Genomic DNA, 17,550 nt, shown 5'->3' with positions numbered 1-17,550 from the left:
AAATCATTTCATTGTGCCACTCTGACTACCGAGCTACCCGAGCGGGTCGTAGCTGAGAACACAGTATATTAAGTCGTCAATAGAAAGAAGTATTGGAGGGTTTGTTAACATCAAAATTGCGTGAAAAAGCTGTTAACACCCAATCACGCTTTACAGCGCAAAAAGGCTGGTGATTAAAAAATCACCAGCCATCAGCCTTTAAGTTAGGCTGCAAACTGAAAACTGAACTTATTTAAGCTCAACAGAAGCACCAGCTTCTTCAAGAGATTTTTTCAGAGTTTCAGCTTCGTCTTTGCTAGCAGCTTCTTTGATAACTGCTGGCGCAGATTCTACCATATCTTTAGCTTCTTTCAGGCCAAGACCGGTTGCACCACGAACTGCTTTGATAACTGCAACTTTGTTACCGCCAACAGCAGACAGAACAACGTCGAACTCAGTTTTTTCTTCAGCAGCTTCAGCTGGGCCCGCAGCTACAGCTACAGCAGCAGCAGCAGAAACGCCGAATTTTTCTTCCATCATAGTGATCAGTTCAACAACGTCCATTACAGACATTTCAGCAACTGCGTCAAGGATTTGGTCTTTAGTGATAGACATAACAAGTGTTCCTAAAATTCAGAAATAGTTTATACGTTAAAAAGCAACGAAGGAAAGGGCTTATGCAGCTTCTTTCTGATCGCGCAGAGCAGCCAGAGTACGAACCAGTTTGCCTGCAGCGGCTTCTTTCATGGTTGACATCAGGCGTGCGATTGCTTCTTCGTAAGTTGGGAGTGTTGCCAGACGATCGATATCTTTCGCTTGGATTAACTCACCTTCAAAGGCCGCAGCTTTAATCTCAAATGCTGGATTCGCTTTCGCGAACTCTTTGAACAGACGAGCAGCAGCGCCCGGGTGTTCGTTAGAGAAAGCAATTAAGGTTGGACCAACAAACGCGTCTTTCAGAACATCATAAGAAGTTCCTTCAACAGCACGGCGGATCAGTGTGTTACGAACAACACGGATATAAACGCCAGCTTCGCGACCTGCTTTACGCAGTTCAGTCATTTTTGCTACAGTTACGCCGCGTGAATCAGCAACAACTGCAGAAAGCGCGCCTTTGGCTACTTCGCTGACTTCAGCAACAATCGCTTGTTTGTCTTGAAGATTTAGTGCCATTAGCTTCTTGCTCCTGGATTAACCGGGAAACCCCGGGACTCACATCACCCAAACACGACATGTGTAGGGCGCTAAAACACGGTGAGCAGAAGCCAAAATAAAATTCTGGGTATCTCTGTCACCGTCTACGCAGGTAAATTAAGTAGTTATTAATAACTAAGAACCACACCTGCGGTCTTGGACGGGGTCTGGAAAGGCCAGACTCCATACCGAAATTCGTGGTTTGCTAACACTTTAAATAGCACTAACAAACTCAAGGCGTCAGATTTTATACAAATCTGACGCAAAGGTAAAGTTTAATTACCAAATTAGCTATCAGCTAAGGTATTAAACTGCTGCTGACAGACCTGATTGGTCAATAGCAACACCAGCACCCATCGTAGTAGACAGGCTAACTTTCTTAATGAAAACACCTTTAGCAGAAGCTGGTTTTGCTTTTTTCAGCGCAACTAGCAGTGCTTCTAGGTTTTCTTTCAGTTTGTCAGCATCAAAGTCAACTTTACCGATAGTAGTGTGGATAATACCGTTTTTGTCGTTACGGTAACGAACCTGACCTGCTTTAGCATTTTGAACTGCTTCAGCAACGTTAGGCGTTACAGTACCAACTTTCGGGTTTGGCATCAGACCACGTGGGCCTAAGATTTGACCTAATTGGCCAACAACGCGCATTGCATCTGGAGAAGCAATAACAACGTCAAAATCCATTTCGCCAGCTTTGATTTTATCAGCCAGATCTTCCATACCAACCAGTTCAGCACCAGCTGCTTTAGCAGCTTCTGCGTTTGCGCCTTGAGTAAAGACAGCAACGCGAACTGAACGGCCAGTACCGTGTGGCAGTACAGTAGCACCACGTACGTTCTGGTCAGATTTACGAGCGTCGATGCCGAGGTTAACAGCAACGTCAACGCTTTCTACGAACTTAGCAGTCGCTAATTCTTTCAGCAGAGCAACGGCTTCATTGATGTCATACTGTTTAGTTGCATCAACTTTTTCACGGATATTGCGCATGCGCTTATTCAGTTTAGCCATTGATTAATCCTCCACAACCAGGCCCATGGAACGAGCAGTACCTTCGATTGAACGCATCATAGCGTCAACATCAGCACCAGTCATGTCCGCAGCTTTAGTTTCAGCGATTTCGCGAATCTGAGCAGAGGTCACTTTACCTACTTTGTCTTTGTTCGGCTTACCAGAACCAGACTTAACGCCAGCTGCTTTTTTCAGCAGAACTGCCGCAGGAGGCGTCTTAGTAACGAAAGTGAAAGAACGGTCTGCATAAACTGTGATAACAACAGGAATTGGCAGGCCTTTTTCTAGGCTGTCTGTTTTTGCGTTGAACGCTTTACAGAATTCCATGATGTTCACACCTTGTTGACCCAGTGCTGGACCAACCGGTGGGCTTGGGTTAGCCATACCAGCTGCAACTTGCAGCTTGACGTAGGCTTGTACTTTCTTAGCCATGAATATTTCCTCTAGATGGGTAATAGCGCCTAAATAATAGGCTCCCCGTTAATTAACACGCCCCGCAAATTAACTTTTACGGCTAATTTTGCGTAACGTAAAAAACAAAAGGCGCGAAATTATAGATAAATTTCACACCTTTTGCAAGCCAGTTTTGTCGCTAAGACTATGCTTTTTCGACTTGGCTGAAATCCAACTCGACAGGCGTCGCACGACCGAAAATAGATACAGAGACCTTCAAGCGGCTCTTTTCATAATCCACTTCTTCCACAACACCGTTAAAGTCAGCAAATGGACCATCGCTAACACGAACCATTTCACCCGGCTCAAACAAGGTTTTCGGACGTGGTTTATCACCAACTTGTTGCAGGCGATTCATAATCGCATCAACTTCTTTATCACTAATTGGTGCAGGGCGATCCGAAGTCCCACCGATAAAGCCCATAACACGAGGTACGCTACGTACTAAGTGCCATGACTCATCATTCATAACCATTTGAACTAATACATAGCCTGGAAAAAACTTACGTTCACTCTTACGGCGCTGACCACTACGGATCTCAACAACTTCTTCCGTTGGCACCATAACTTCGCCGAAAGAGTCTTCCATACCATGTAATTTGATATGTTCGCGCAGGGACTGCGCTACACGGCCTTCAAAACCAGAGAAAGCCTGAATCACATACCAGCGCTTTTTAGGTGAATCTGACATTTAGAATAACCTCAGGCTTGTAATAAACGAAACTAAACGTACTAGGATACCATCTAATCCCCACAGTATTAACGACATAACAGCCGTTACTACAGCAACAATCAAAGTCGTTTGTAATGCTTCTTGGCGAGTTGGCCAAATCACTTTTCGCATTTCAATGCGAGCTTCACGCGCAAACGCTAATGTTTGTTTGCCCTTTGTGGTCCACAAAGCGACAGCCCCTGCAATGGCGACAACAACCACAACAGCAAAAGCACGCAGCGCGAGATTATATTGACGGAAGTAATAGTTGCCAACTATAGCAATCATTAGCAGGACCGCAACCACGACCCACTTAAAGACGTCTACACCGCGTCCACTTCCTTGAGCTTCGCTATTCGCACTCATAATTCAACCTGTTACCATGAAGTATGTATAAAGCCCGCTAGCTTACAAATGTAAGACCAGCTGACCGAACCAATAGAATATGCCAACATATCCCTTATATACCCTCAATTCTTCAAGTTGCAGCGGTGTTGACTACGCTCAGCTAACCGGGTCACATAGTTTATCTATGCTCCCCGCCTATCTTCGCTTGTCGCCTACCTGCAACTCGAATTATTTGGGGTATATACTACCAGCCAAGCTTGCTAAGTCAGAAAGGGGTATCATTGACAACACCTGCAAAGTTAAAAGACAGGCCGATACGTTCGCACTATCTATTTCACAGGCCATTTCTAGCATGCCCAGCAAATTTTTTGCCATTTTATTTATGAAAACGAATTTCTAAATCTGGCAACGGTAAAATATACCATATCTTCTGAGCAAAACCTTAATAAATCTCATATAACTGCACAAAGCTGCTGATACAGTTGATATTTCGTTGTTTCAGAGCCTATCTCACCAATAATTTCAACAACTATTGATGAGATAGGTTCTTAATTTTACAACGTTATACTCGATAAAATCCCAGACACCACGTTATTGATAGTACTAACTGCACCATCAATTAAATGCGTCTTGAATTATTTCAAGTATAAAAAGGGCATCCTATAGATGCCCTTTTCACTAAAGTGGGTTGTGATTATGCAATGATTCTTGCAACAACACCCGCACCTACTGTACGGCCACCTTCACGGATTGCGAAACGCAAACCGTCATCCATCGCGATTGGGTGGATCAGGGTAACGATCATGTTGATGTTATCACCTGGCATTACCATCTCTACGCCTTCTGGCAGTTCGATAGTACCGGTTACGTCAGTTGTACGGAAGTAGAACTGTGGACGGTAACCTTTGAAGAAAGGAGTATGACGACCACCTTCATCTTTGCTCAGGATATAAACTTCTGACTCGAACTGAGTGTGTGGCTTGATTGAACCTGGTTTTGCCAGTACTTGACCACGTTGAATTTCTTCACGCTTAGTACCACGCAGCAGAACACCTACGTTCTCACCCGCACGACCTTCGTCCAGCAGTTTACGGAACATTTCAACGCCAGTACAAGTTGTTTTAGCCGTTGCTTGGATACCAACGATTTCAACTTCTTCACCAACTTTGATGATACCACGCTCAACACGGCCTGTTACTACTGTACCACGACCTGAGATTGAGAATACGTCTTCGATTGGTAGCAGGAATGGCTTGTCAATTGCACGCTCTGGCTCTGGGATGTAGCTATCCAGTGCTTCTGCTAATTCAACAATTTTCGCTTCCCACTCTGGGTTGCCTTCCAGCGCTTTCAGAGCTGAACCACGGATAACTGGAGTGTCATCGCCTGGGAAATCGTACTGAGACAGAAGCTCACGAACTTCCATTTCTACCAGTTCCAGCAGCTCTTCGTCGTCTACCATGTCACATTTGTTCAGGAAAACGATGATGTAAGGAACACCAACCTGACGACCTAACAGGATGTGCTCACGAGTTTGTGGCATAGGACCATCAGTCGCAGCAACAACTAGGATTGCACCGTCCATCTGAGCAGCACCAGTGATCATGTTTTTAACATAGTCGGCGTGTCCTGGGCAGTCTACGTGTGCGTAGTGACGAGTAGGAGTATCGTATTCTACGTGAGAAGTAGAAATGGTGATACCACGCGCTTTTTCTTCTGGTGCGTTATCGATTTGATCGAATGCACGAGCGCTACCGCCGTAAGTTTTTGCCAGAACAGTAGTGATTGCTGCTGTCAGGGTAGTTTTACCGTGGTCAACGTGGCCGATTGTACCAACGTTAACGTGCGGTTTTGAACGTTCAAATTTTTCTTTAGACACGACTCTATTCCTTATGGAGTTCCCACTTCACTATAAAGAGGGAACTTAATTAAAGTAGTTAAATCGATTAAAACCGATTATTTAGCGTTACGAGCTTCGATAACAGCTTGTGCAACGTTGGTTGGTGCTGCTTCGTACTTCAAGAACTCCATAGAGTATGAAGCGCGGCCTTGCGTTTGTGAACGCAGGTCAGTAGCGTAACCAAACATTTCTGACAATGGTACTTGTGCACGAACAATTTTGCCAATACCACCGACCATGTCATCCATACCTTCAATCATACCACGACGACGGTTCAGGTCACCAATAACGTCGCCCATGTAGTCTTCAGGTGTTTCCACTTCAACTTTCATGATTGGCTCAAGCAGAACAGGTTTTGCTTTTTTGAAGCCATCTTTAAACGCGATCGATGCCGCCAGTTTAAACGCCAGTTCAGAGGAGTCAACATCATGGTAAGAACCGAAATGTAGACGAACACCCATGTTAAGAACTGGGTAACCAGCCAGAGGACCTGATTTCAGCTGCTCTTGAAGACCTTTATCAACCGCAGGGATGTATTCAGTTGGAATTACACCACCCTTGATTTCGTTGATAAATTCGTAGTCCATTGCCTTGCCGTCTTTGTCTGTTTTGTCCAGTGGGAACATGTCGATAACAACATGACCATACTGACCACGACCACCAGACTGCTTAGCGTGCTTACCTTCAATATCGGTAACTTTCATTGTGATAGCTTCACGGTAAGCAACTTGTGGTTTACCTACGTTCGCTTCAACTTTGAACTCACGACGCATACGGTCAACTAGAACGTCCAAGTGCAATTCACCCATACCAGCGATGATGGTTTGACCCGTTTCTTCATCACTTGATACGCGGAATGATGGATCTTCTTGAGCCAAACGGCCCAGAGCGATACCCATTTTTTCTTGGTCAGCTTTAGTTTTTGGTTCAATTGCAACAGAGATTACTGGCTCTGGGAATTCCATACGTTCTAAGATGATTGGCGCATCAACTGCACACAGAGTATCACCTGTAGTAACATCTTTCAGACCGATAGCAGCCGCGATGTCACCAGCGCGAACTTCTTTGATCTCTTCACGCTTGTTAGCGTGCATCTGAACGATACGACCAAAACGTTCTTTTTTGGATTTAACTGGGTTCAGAACAGTGTCACCTGAGTTAACAAAACCAGAGTAGACACGGAAGAACGTCAAGTTACCAACAAACGGGTCGGTTGCAATTTTAAATGCTAAAGATGAGAATGGCTCATCGTCACTTGCGTGACGTTCAGCTGGAGTATCTTTACCATCATCCAGAATACCTTTAATTGCAGGTACATCTGTAGGTGCTGGTAAGAACTCGATTACTGCATCCAGCATCGCCTGAACACCTTTGTTCTTAAATGCAGAACCACAGGTAACCAGGATAATTTCGCTTGCAAGAACGCGTTGACGAAGAGCAGCTTTGATTTCAGCTTCAGACAGTTCATCACCGCCCAAATATTTTTCCATCAGCTCTTCTGATGCTTCTGCTGCTGACTCAACTAAGAAGTTGTGCCATTCTTCAGCTAGATCTTGCATATCAGCAGGGATATCTTCGTATTCGAAGGTAACGCCCTGATCTTCATCGCTCCACTTGATCGCTTTCATTTTGATCAAGTCAACAACACCGGTGAAGCCTTCTTCAGCACCAACAGGCAGTTGTAGTGGAACTGGGTTTGCTCCCAAACGCGTTTTCAGTTGATCAACAACGCGCAGGAAGTTAGCTCCCATACGGTCCATTTTGTTAACGAACGCGATACGTGGAACTTGATATTTGTTAGCCTGACGCCATACAGTTTCAGACTGTGGCTGAACACCACCAACTGCACAGTAAACCATTACTGCGCCATCAAGAACACGCATTGAACGTTCTACTTCGATTGTGAAGTCAACGTGTCCTGGGGTGTCGATGATGTTAACACGGTGTGGCTCGAACTGTTTTGCCATACCAGACCAGAATGCAGTAGTCGCAGCAGACGTGATAGTGATACCACGCTCTTGCTCCTGTTCCATCCAGTCCATTGTTGCAGAACCTTCGTGCGTTTCACCAATTTTATGGTTTACACCTGTATAAAACAGAATACGTTCAGAAGTTGTTGTTTTACCGGCGTCGATGTGTGCACTGATACCGATGTTACGATAGCGTGATATGGGCGTTTGACGGGCCATTTTTTCCTCTCTCGTGGGCGTTCAATTCATCATATAAAGGGTAGCGGAAGGCTACCCTAAGAAGCATCACTAATGTGGCGAAATTACCAACGGTAGTGAGCGAACGCCTTGTTAGCTTCTGCCATACGGTGAACGTCTTCACGTTTCTTAACAGCAGAACCTTTGTTCTCAGCTGCATCCGATAATTCGTTTGCCAGGCGCAGAGCCATTGACTTATCACCGCGTTTACGAGCAGCATCAACGATCCAACGCATTGCCAGAGCATTACGACGAACCGGACGAACTTCAACAGGAACTTGGTAAGTTGAACCACCAACACGGCGAGATTTAACTTCGACGGTCGGACGCACGTTGTCTAGTGCTAGTTCGAATGCGTCAAGTTCAGTCTTACCAGAACGCTGAGCCAGGGTCTCAAGCGCGTTATATACGATTGCTTCAGCAGTAGATTTTTTCCCGTCTACCATCAGGATGTTCACAAACTTGGCCAGTAATTCTGATCCGAACTTAGGATCTGGAAGAATTTTACGTTGACCAATTACGCGACGACGTGGCATGGATATTACTCCGTTGTTAATTCAGGTTTGCCCAAAACTCTATTAGAGTATTTTGACATTAAGATTAAAAATGTTTGGCCTTACTTAACGGAGAACCATTAAGCCTTAGGTTTTTTAGCACCGTATTTAGAACGGGCTTGTTTGCGGTCTTTAACACCAGAACAGTCCAGTGCGCCGCGAACGGTGTGATAACGCACACCAGGCAAGTCTTTAACACGACCGCCACGGATTAGGATTACGGAGTGCTCCTGCAAGTTGTGGCCTTCACCACCAATGTAGGAAGAAACTTCATAACCGTTAGTTAAACGAACACGGCACACTTTACGTAGTGCTGAGTTAGGTTTTTTAGGAGTGGTGGTATATACACGAGTACATACGCCACGTTTTTGCGGGCAAGCTTCCAGTGCTGGAACGTTGCTTTTAACAACTTTCGAGCTACGAGATTTGCGTACCAGCTGATTAATAGTTGCCATTATTAAAAAAGCTCCTGGTTTTTTGCTTCGTAAACACGGATTTCGACCTCGTTCGCCAGCATGACGATACACGAGGACGCGAAATTTTATTGCCGACTGGCTCAGGTGTCAAGAAATATACAACTTTTAACCCATTTATAGGGCAAAATGTTGTTTATGGCTCACAGTTAGTTGAACAAAATCCTGATATGAGGCTAAAGTTACCTGCTCTGAAATCATATACTGTAAGCCCCGCGCATTAACATCTGCACTTAATGCGTAGATTGGTACACCTTTTTTTTGAAGTTCACCTAGATGGGAAGATTGCCTAATTGCGGCAACAACACCATCTTGCAGTAGTAATACAGCATCATTAGGCGTAATTAGCCTTAATATTGCCGTGAAGTCACACTGGAAAGGTGAAGCGGCTATAGTATAAAGCATAGAAAAGATCCTACAACAGATCAAAATTTAAGCACAACATCAAAGTCAGATAATTTATCGCGAATTTGTGTCGAACTGATGACAGTTGCTTCCACCACCCATTCGCTGTGCTCGCTAATCCCTCTTTCCGCTAATGAATCCGCACAGATATAAATTTTATCAATGTCGTAGAGAGGAAGAACTTTAAATGTTGAAATATAGTCTCTTGCCAATATTTCTTGAGGGCTTTGATGAGCAAGCAATTGGCAAACACCATCAGAGAGAAAAAAGACACTGATATCTTCAGTCAATGCGGATGTGGCTAATAGCGCATCCAGCCCTTCACGACCACTGTTATTTCCATGGGGCATTGATGTAAAAACAAAGGCAAATTTTTTCATGTCAGCCTCAGAAACGGATGGTTCGGTCTGCTATCATCATTGCCTCAGCTAAACTTCCTAGCCCACTCATGGTAAAACCGGCACCTAAGTTGTTTGATGGCAATCTTAATAGTTTAGCTTGCTCATCATCAACAACTCCTCGACGAAGTGCCGCAGAAACGCAAATGTGCATTTCACAGCCCGCTGTTTCTGCCAGTTGCTGCCATGCTTTAACTAAATTGAACTCATCATTGGCGGGGGAGGTTAATTCGTTCGCATTTGCCACTCCTTCACTATAAAAAAAGAGTGTTTTTAAGCGGTGCCCTTCTTTCAGAAGAGCACAAGCAAATTGATAGGCGCTGGTCGCTTGCTGAGTGCCATAAGCAGGCCCCGTTACTAACAAGCAGTATGTGAGAGGTTGTTGACTCATTCCTCACTCTTAAATTGGCGAATATAAAGATAAACCGTATGTTTAGAGATATTTAAACGATCTGCCACTTGGTTGATGGCATCTTTAATATCAAAAATACCTTTTTCGTACAGGTTGAGTACAACTTGCTTGTTTTTCGCATTGTTTGATACGTTACGATCTGCTCCCACCTCTTCAATCGTAAATTCTAATGTTTGTGCAACAAGGTCATCGACTGAAGAAGCAAAGTTAACATCAGAAGTAATCTCTTGTTTTTCTTCTGGAACAAAACTTTTAATAATTTCAGAAAATGGAACATCAAGGTTCATATTAATACACAATAGCCCGATAACACGCTGATGACGGTTACGGATAGCTATTGTGACTGATTTCATTAAATCACCACTTTTCGCTTTGGTGAAATAGGCCTTAGAGACATTTGATTCTTCATCAGCCATATCATGCAGCATACGTAATGCGAGATCAGTAATTGGTGATCCTATTTGACGCCCAGTATGTTGCCCATTGGCTATTCTGACGGCTGAACATTTTAAATCTTCCAATGAATGAAGGACAATTTCACAATGTGCACCTATCAACATAGCTAAGCCATCTACGGCGGCTTCATATGATTTTAAAATTTCATGGTCAACCGCGGTAAAAGGCTCGTTATTTAATAAATTAATATCACTGTGGTCGTTCGAAAGTACTGAGTTAGACATTTTTAAACACCATCCTTCAAGTGTAAGCAAATTCGCCATACTGACGAATGAAGCGTTAATTGTTCGATGCTTTGAGCTTCATTGCATTGTTCGCGGTCAGCAAATATGGCGATAAATAATTAGGCCGAATATACTGAAGGTAAAACTACGAAGGGCTGACGTCAAGCAGTTGCGTACAAGACAGTTTGTTTTATCACAAGTTTTAAACAAAAAAAGTCTTAATTTTAGCAGGTTTTTAAAATATTGAGCGGAGACTAAACTGGTTATAATTTTCTTATATACCTATTAATAATCAATTGATTACTCATTAACCATAGTATTTCTAGGCCAAATAATTAGAGGTGCAATAAATGCACCTCTAATGAAGACACTCAAATTTCGCTGAGTCTTTGCCCTATTGTTGGCAAATTATTTTGTAGCTGGTTTTATATCTAGCAATTCAACATCAAATACTAGCGTTGAATTTGCAGGAATACCTGGAACACCGTTTTCACCATAAGCCAGATCAGCAGGGATCACTAATTGGATTTTACCGCCTTTTTTCACATTAACTAGACCTTCAGTCCAACCTTTGATGACTGAATTTAATGGGATAGTCAGTGGCTCATTGCGTGAATATGAGCTATCAAACTCAGTACCATCAGTTAACATACCTTTGTAGTTAACAACGACAGTATCCTCAGGTTTTGGCTTAGCACCAGTACCTTCTTTTTCGATTTTATACAGTAAGCCTGATTTTGTTTTAACTACGCCTTTTTCTTTCGCATATTTTTCGCGGTACTCAGCACCCGCTTTTTCATTAGCCGCTGATTCATCTTTCATTTTCTTTTCAGCCGCTTGTTTAACTTGGCCTTCAAACTGACGTAAAGTTTCTTCCACTTCAGTATCAGTCATTTTGCTTTTGCCGTTGAAAGTATCTTGAACACCAGCCAGAAGCTGAGCTTTATCTAGGTTTACACCGATGCTTTTTTGCTCTTCCAGTGAGTTTTGCATATAGCGCCCTAAAGACGCACCTAATGCATAGGCATTGCGTTCTTCGGCTGATTTAAATGCGCTACTTGTTGGCGCTTTAGCAGTAGTTTCCGCAGCCATTACTTGTGGAGCAGTAAATGCCAATGCTAATGTTGTTGCCAGAAGACTTGCCTTAAACAGTGATTTCATCCTAATCTCCGATATCTATTATAGGTATATGTTGTTACTTATTGTCTGTCATTCAGTATATACTGGTTATACTTTAATGTGGCAGCGTTGTTGACTACATGCTATTACGCCTGAACACAATGTTTTCTATGCACCTAGCGACTCAATCACTGGTCGCCTAGCCGCACCTCGAATGATTAAAGTATAGAAAAGAATTACAGAATACAGATGGCTAGTTAGACAACATTACCAAAAAGAGGTTTCAGCGCCTATCTGTTTAACTAAAACTTATCTATTGATTTGTAATGTTCGGTTATTACGATGATTAATTTATGATGAAAAACCATAAGGAGCACTAAAAATGGATTCATCGCAGGCTTTTGAACAGCGCCTTGAGCTTTTAGAGAGTAAAGTTGCTTTCCAAGAACTCACGATAGAGCAACTTAACCAAGTAATCACGGATCAGCAAATGCAATTATCCAAATTACAAGAACACATACGTATCGTGGCAGAACGACTAAAATCCTCTCAATCTTCTCACTTAGCAAGGCCTGAAGAAGAAACACCACCGCCTCACTATTAGATAAATTCAAGTAGCTAAATCTATAAATGGATTGCTGATTTAGCTCATTTCAAGTTTCAAAAAGTGAGTTGACCTCTCTAATAGCGAAATAATCTATTTATCCTTTGATATGAAACCGCCTATTATCAATGTCAGGTAATGCTATCTCACTTCCCTTGCTGAGTTGAGGAAGCCAATCATAGGGAACACGGTATGCTCGATAGATCTTATTATGCGCTTCCAGACCAGAAGATTGGTATGGAGAAATATATTCCCAAACAATTCTATTTTCTTTGGTGACTTCAATAAGCCGCCCATTACTTCCTTCGGTAATTAACGTATTTCCATTTAACAGTCTTTGGGCACTACTCACATGAGGGCTATAAAATTGGTATTTATTTATTGTTACTTTCGCGCCCTGCTTCGTTCCCTGTTCATTTGCCGAATATTGCCAAATAATTTCAAAACTAATTGGATCAATTTCCAGCACGCGAGAATAGTCTCGACACGCATTTTTTAAACCATCAGATGAGTTTGGTGTCGATTGCCCATAACCCGCTTTCCAACCGTTATCAAATAGCAAAATATTTCCAGCACCAGGCAATCCTTTTGGGATGAGATGTGCGTGATGTTGGCCAATCATCCAATCTAAATGTTTGAACCTTGCTTCTGTATAATCAGGGCCTATTTGCCAAACAACTTTGCCTGTTTGACGGCTGGTGATACCAACAATATTGGCCTCGCGGGAACTCCAAATAATATTATCTGGATGGAAATTTGGATGACCGTTATCGAAGTGTTTATTGGGACCAAGACGTGACAGGCTGTTAATATGTAAGTAATCGCCTATTTCACCATGACTTATCAAATTAGGATTATGATAAATCACCTTTTTCGCTATCTGATCAAAACCTAATTCGAAAAAATGGTCGTTAAATGCCCATTCCCAAATAATATTTCCCTGCCAATCGATCTCCACAATGACATCATCTAATAGTGGTTTATTATTACAAAGTAATAAACTATTGCCAGAATCAGTTTTTGCTAATAATTCAGGGGAGTAATAACCAACAGGGTTACCTTCACGTTGGTAATCATGATGTGTTCTTGCAGACCAAGTTGCTATTCCGAATTCATCAACCAAACATTCAAAACGATCAAATGACCAAATAACATTGCCATACCAGTCTAATTGCACAATTTTTTTGTCTTCATGACATTGAAAATTGTGTTCGATTTCACTGCAACAAAGTAAATCTCCGTTAGGTAACATTTTACTAAGAGCACCTAACGCTTTTGGCCAAGCATGGATCTCATTACCATTCATATCAATCAATACGGCACCTTTATTATTTGCCGTATTAAATAATGTATAGCCATTCCATGTTTGATCTTTTTTATAAACAGTTGTTTTTGTAGGATAAACAGACGGGCACCCCATGATTTATTCCCTATTAATGTTAATAAAATAAACAGTAGAACATCGATAGCGAAATAATAATTTAATCGAAGAAAAACAATGAATAACAAAAAAATTTAGGCCTATAACAAGATTAAAAACACCATAAACAAAAAGGCCTCCATTAATTGGTTACCCAACTCTTGGAGGCCTTTTATAGATCAGGTGTTAAGGAATTAATCTTTTATCACCTATGATCGATGACTATAATTAGTGGCAACCACAGCCGCCATGTTTGTGACCGTGACCTTCACCGCCACCACAGCAACCACTTTCTTCGCCATGGCTATGACCATGACTACCACCGCAGCAACCACCTTCGTGGTCGTGATCGTGGCCATCAGCACCGTGTACGTGGCCATGAGCCAACTCTTCTTCTGTTGCTTCACGGATTGCCATGACTTCAACATTAAACTTCAGGTTTTGACCCGCCAGCATGTGGTTACCATCGACGATAACTTCATCACCTTCAATACCTGTAATTTCAACAGGTACTGGTCCCATGTCTGTGTCAGCTAAGAAACGCATACCCACTTGCAACTCTTCAACACCCATAAAGACATCTTTAGGAACGCGTTGAACTAAGTTGTCATCGTATTGGCCATAAGCGTCGTCAGAGGCAACTTCAACATCAAAATGATCACCAACAGCACGACCTTCTAATGCTTTCTCTAAACCAGAAATTAAAGAACCACGGCCATGTAGATAGTCAAGTGGCGCATTCGCCGGAGACTCATCAACTAAAACACCATCTTCTGTTCTTACTTGATAAGCCAAGCTGACTACCAAATCTTTTGCTACTTTCATGACATCTCCTACTACCCATAGGGGGAAAAATTTTGTCGATTGTACCGGAAAACAAGACTGCTGTATTGAAAATTGACAAAATTCCCCTTATTCAGGTGTAAAAATACCAATGACTTGTTCCTGTTTTCTCACATGAGGTGTTGCAGTGTCATCAACTTGGCGTTGCTGATCGCCGCAATTGACACATTCAACCACATCAATTTTATCTTCACGCCACATCATCAGTGTGTCTTGTGATTGGCATTTAGGGCAAACTGCCCCTGCGATAAACCGTTTACGTGTTGACGACATAATACTGCCCTTTATTCATCATGGTTCCAGTTATGGGGCTGGCGATGCTCCCTTAACATCTCTTTTTCAAATAGTTCATTCAGCTCTCGTCGCGCCTCTTTAACTCGAGAAACTTGGCCACTATCCCCTTCATTTTCAGGAATAATCTCTCTTAAAGTTCGCATATCTAATCGACGGAAATGCTGTTTAGCTCGATAAGCTTTATGGGGATGCATACCTGTACTAATTAATGCCTTGCTGCCTAATTCTAATGCACTAGAGAACGTTTCACGGCTAAAATCTTGAACACCATTTTGTAATAATTCATGGGCTTCTACCCGCCCTTTTGCTCGAGCGATAATATGTAAATTAGGAAAATTTTCTTGGCATAAGTGTACAATTTCCATTACTTCTTCAGGTACATCACTGGTGATCACAATGGCTTTTGCCTTTTCAGCGCCTGCCGAACGTAATAACTGCAATTCACGTGCATCACCATAGTAAACCTTATAACCATAGCGGCGCATGGTGCTGATTGCTGTGACATCCTGCTCAAGTACGGTAATTTTTACTTTATTCGCCATCAATAAACGCCCCACGACCTGCCCCATTCGGCCAAAACCAACTAAAATCACATGAGGATCGTTATCTTCAACAAAGGGCTTTTCATTTGAAACAGGATGGCGGTTATAACGGTAGTTGAGATACCCATCGATTAATTGCATTACTAATGGCGTTGTCATCATAGAGAGGGTGACAACCACTAAGAGCAGATCCATTTGCCTTTCATCAATCACGCTTGCTCCTGATGCAGTGGCAAAAATCACAAATGCAAATTCACCACCTTGGCTTAATACCCCTGCAAATTGGGCTCTTGCGCCATTACGCAGTTTAGCTATCCAACTGAGGATATAAAGGACCAACGCTTTAACCGCAACTAGCAGCAATACTCCTAGTAAAACTTGCGGTAAATAGCTCCATAGAATTTGTAAATTCAACGACATCCCTACTGAGATAAAAAATAACCCTAGTAGTAGCCCTTTAAATGGCTCAATATTGATTTCTAATTCATGGCGAAATTCGGTTTCAGCTAACATGACCCCCGCCATAAAAGTACCGAGTGCCATTGAAAAACCAAGGCTCTCCATAATCAGAGCTGAACCTAGTACGACCAATAATGCCGCAGCGGTGAAAATCTCATGAACTCCTGATTTGGCTGCTAAACGGAACATCGGACGTAGCAAATAGCGTCCAACGACCCATAAACCAACAAAGGCAATCACTTTTAAACCAATACGGTACCAATCACTGCTTGCAGTATCACCCGCTAGCAATGGGATCAGTGCCATAATAGGGATCACTGCCATATCTTGAAACAGCAATACAGAGAAGCCAAGTTGACCGCTCTCTTTATTCGACATCCCTTTTTCATTCATCAATTGTAAGGCCATCGCCGTTGATGACATCGCCATACCAAGACCACCGACGACAGCTGCTTGCCAAGAAAATTTTGCCAATAATAGCAGGCCTGCCATGATAGAAGCGGTCACCACAACTTGAGCGGTACCCACACCAAAAATAGAGCGACGTAGTTCCCACAATTTAGAGGGTTTGAGTTCCAATCCAATCAAAAACATCAGGAAAACTACCCCCATTTCAGAAAAATGGAGAATATCGTCTACATTGCGAATAAAACCCAATGCGAATGGGCCGATCACGATCCCTGCCAATAAATAACCGAGAACGGCGCCCAAGCGGATCTTCTGTGCTATAGGCACCATCACCACACCAGCACAGAGGAAGATAATTACTGATTCAAATAAATTAAGTTGATCCATCAGGATAAGCCCCCTATTTGCAGAGGCTGCTGTAACCATTCACGGTATCCCGCAATAATTTCCTGTAGATGCTCTTTACGCTGCCTACGTGCAGCATAAATAATATTAGGTTCTAACCATTGCATATCACACATGGCTGCCGTTAACTCAAATGGACGTAAAATCTCACTTAGCGGATAGCGGTTATACCCACCATGTTGATACGCCTCTTGAGGCTCTCCCGTCGTTATAATCGAACGCCAATATTTGCCTTTTAGTTTTTGATACCCCATATCTGTTGCAAAACGACGCGTTAATACTCTATCGAACCACTCTTTTAATAGGGCCGGGCAGCTATAAGTATAAAGAGGATGTTGGAACACAATAATGTCAAATTGACATACTAATTTTTGTTCGGCATTCACATCTATAAAATAGTCTGGATAAATCGCATAAAGATCATGAACCGTCACATGCTCTAAATCCTTAATGGCATCAAGCAATGCTTTATTCGCGACGGATTCTTCAGGGTCTGGATGTGCATAGAGCACTAATACTTTCGGCTTATTTGACATCTTTCCCTCCTCAAAGGCGTGTCAGACGGATAATTTTCCGTTACCATGCTGCCTGCATATTACTTTTATTTTATACTCTAAATAATTCGAGTTGCAGGTAGACGACAAACGAAGGTAGGCGGGAAACATAGATAAACTATGTAAGGTGAGCGTAGCATAGCCACTTATACCTCAATGAAAAGCCCTGCAACTTGAAG

At 42.6% G+C, this 17,550-nt stretch carries 21 protein-coding genes; 1 reads left to right on the top strand and 20 read right to left on the bottom strand.

Annotated elements, in window-relative coordinates:
• Positions 1–228: 228 nt before the first annotated feature.
• From rplL to fkpA, 15 genes are all read right to left on the bottom strand, one after another.
• Positions 229–594 carry a 50S ribosomal protein L7/L12 gene (gene rplL, locus JI723_RS02090; RefSeq protein WP_070928490.1) on the bottom strand — a complete coding sequence of 122 codons (366 nt, stop codon included), beginning with the start codon at positions 592–594 and terminating at the stop codon, positions 229–231.
• 60 nt (positions 595–654) lie between these two features.
• Complete coding sequence (rplJ, locus tag JI723_RS02085) at positions 655–1,152, bottom strand: 50S ribosomal protein L10 (RefSeq protein ID WP_070928488.1); 498 nt, start codon at positions 1,150–1,152, stop codon at positions 655–657.
• A 327-nt stretch (positions 1,153–1,479) separates the two neighbouring features.
• The gene (gene rplA / locus JI723_RS02080; RefSeq protein WP_070928486.1) at positions 1,480–2,181 is read right to left on the bottom strand and encodes a 50S ribosomal protein L1; all 702 of its coding nucleotides are present in this window, start codon (positions 2,179–2,181) and stop codon (positions 1,480–1,482) included.
• 3 nt (positions 2,182–2,184) lie between these two features.
• On the bottom strand, positions 2,185–2,613 hold the full coding sequence (rplK, locus tag JI723_RS02075) for a 50S ribosomal protein L11 (protein ID WP_004264379.1): 429 nt from the start codon (positions 2,611–2,613) through the stop codon (positions 2,185–2,187).
• A gap of 166 nt (positions 2,614–2,779) precedes the next feature.
• Positions 2,780–3,325: a transcription termination/antitermination protein NusG gene (gene nusG, locus JI723_RS02070; protein ID WP_070928484.1), complete on the bottom strand. Its 546-nt coding sequence runs from the start codon at positions 3,323–3,325 to the stop codon at positions 2,780–2,782.
• Entirely contained in the window at positions 3,326–3,712 is a 387-nt protein-coding gene (gene secE / locus JI723_RS02065; RefSeq protein WP_070928482.1) for a preprotein translocase subunit SecE, read from the bottom strand.
• Between the two features lie 676 nt (positions 3,713–4,388).
• Positions 4,389–5,573, bottom strand: coding sequence for an elongation factor Tu (gene tuf, locus JI723_RS02060; protein ID WP_337979750.1), 1,185 nt, complete (start codon positions 5,571–5,573; stop codon positions 4,389–4,391).
• A gap of 77 nt (positions 5,574–5,650) precedes the next feature.
• Positions 5,651–7,783, bottom strand: coding sequence for an elongation factor G (gene fusA, locus JI723_RS02055; protein ID WP_070929361.1), 2,133 nt, complete (start codon positions 7,781–7,783; stop codon positions 5,651–5,653).
• A gap of 83 nt (positions 7,784–7,866) precedes the next feature.
• The gene (rpsG, locus tag JI723_RS02050) at positions 7,867–8,337 is read right to left on the bottom strand and encodes a 30S ribosomal protein S7 (protein ID WP_004262486.1); all 471 of its coding nucleotides are present in this window, start codon (positions 8,335–8,337) and stop codon (positions 7,867–7,869) included.
• A 98-nt stretch (positions 8,338–8,435) separates the two neighbouring features.
• Positions 8,436–8,810: a 30S ribosomal protein S12 gene (rpsL, locus tag JI723_RS02045; protein WP_004923923.1), complete on the bottom strand. Its 375-nt coding sequence runs from the start codon at positions 8,808–8,810 to the stop codon at positions 8,436–8,438.
• 135 nt (positions 8,811–8,945) lie between these two features.
• Positions 8,946–9,233: a sulfurtransferase complex subunit TusB gene (gene tusB / locus JI723_RS02040; RefSeq protein WP_070929362.1), complete on the bottom strand. Its 288-nt coding sequence runs from the start codon at positions 9,231–9,233 to the stop codon at positions 8,946–8,948.
• Positions 9,234–9,253: 20 nt separating this feature from the next.
• Positions 9,254–9,613: a sulfurtransferase complex subunit TusC gene (tusC, locus tag JI723_RS02035; protein ID WP_070929363.1), complete on the bottom strand. Its 360-nt coding sequence runs from the start codon at positions 9,611–9,613 to the stop codon at positions 9,254–9,256.
• A gap of 7 nt (positions 9,614–9,620) precedes the next feature.
• On the bottom strand, positions 9,621–10,022 hold the full coding sequence (tusD, locus tag JI723_RS02030; protein ID WP_318710198.1) for a sulfurtransferase complex subunit TusD: 402 nt from the start codon (positions 10,020–10,022) through the stop codon (positions 9,621–9,623).
• On the bottom strand, positions 10,019–10,723 hold the full coding sequence (locus JI723_RS02025; protein ID WP_070929365.1) for a helix-turn-helix transcriptional regulator: 705 nt from the start codon (positions 10,721–10,723) through the stop codon (positions 10,019–10,021). The genes tusD and JI723_RS02025 overlap by 4 nt, the downstream gene beginning before the upstream one ends.
• A gap of 408 nt (positions 10,724–11,131) precedes the next feature.
• Complete coding sequence (fkpA, locus tag JI723_RS02020; RefSeq protein ID WP_272580460.1) at positions 11,132–11,884, bottom strand: FKBP-type peptidyl-prolyl cis-trans isomerase; 753 nt, start codon at positions 11,882–11,884, stop codon at positions 11,132–11,134.
• Positions 11,885–12,224: 340 nt separating this feature from the next.
• On the opposite strand from fkpA, the gene JI723_RS02015 reads away from it, so the two are divergent.
• The gene (locus JI723_RS02015; RefSeq protein WP_070929367.1) at positions 12,225–12,446 is read left to right on the top strand and encodes a SlyX family protein; all 222 of its coding nucleotides are present in this window, start codon (positions 12,225–12,227) and stop codon (positions 12,444–12,446) included.
• 97 nt (positions 12,447–12,543) lie between these two features.
• On the opposite strand, the gene JI723_RS02010 is transcribed toward JI723_RS02015, so the two are convergent.
• From JI723_RS02010 to kefG, 5 genes are all read right to left on the bottom strand, one after another.
• Positions 12,544–13,866, bottom strand: a complete 1,323-nt coding sequence (locus JI723_RS02010; protein WP_337979749.1) for an aryl-sulfate sulfotransferase — start codon at positions 13,864–13,866, stop codon at positions 12,544–12,546.
• Positions 13,867–14,094: 228 nt separating this feature from the next.
• Positions 14,095–14,691 carry a peptidylprolyl isomerase gene (gene slyD / locus JI723_RS02005; protein ID WP_070929369.1) on the bottom strand — a complete coding sequence of 199 codons (597 nt, stop codon included), beginning with the start codon at positions 14,689–14,691 and terminating at the stop codon, positions 14,095–14,097.
• 87 nt (positions 14,692–14,778) lie between these two features.
• Positions 14,779–14,982 carry a YheV family putative zinc ribbon protein gene (locus JI723_RS02000; RefSeq protein WP_070929370.1) on the bottom strand — a complete coding sequence of 68 codons (204 nt, stop codon included), beginning with the start codon at positions 14,980–14,982 and terminating at the stop codon, positions 14,779–14,781.
• A gap of 11 nt (positions 14,983–14,993) precedes the next feature.
• Entirely contained in the window at positions 14,994–16,799 is a 1,806-nt protein-coding gene (gene kefB / locus JI723_RS01995) for a glutathione-regulated potassium-efflux system protein KefB (protein ID WP_272580462.1), read from the bottom strand.
• Positions 16,799–17,353, bottom strand: coding sequence for a glutathione-regulated potassium-efflux system ancillary protein KefG (gene kefG / locus JI723_RS01990; RefSeq protein WP_070929372.1), 555 nt, complete (start codon positions 17,351–17,353; stop codon positions 16,799–16,801). The genes kefB and kefG overlap by 1 nt, the downstream gene beginning before the upstream one ends.
• Positions 17,354–17,550 lie beyond the last annotated feature (197 nt).

The organism is Providencia manganoxydans (genome assembly GCF_016618195.1).
Classification (GTDB): Bacteria; Pseudomonadota; Gammaproteobacteria; order Enterobacterales; family Enterobacteriaceae; genus Providencia; species Providencia manganoxydans.
Note: the sequence above shows the minus strand (reverse complement) of the source record. Positions and strands in the feature narration are given on the sequence as shown.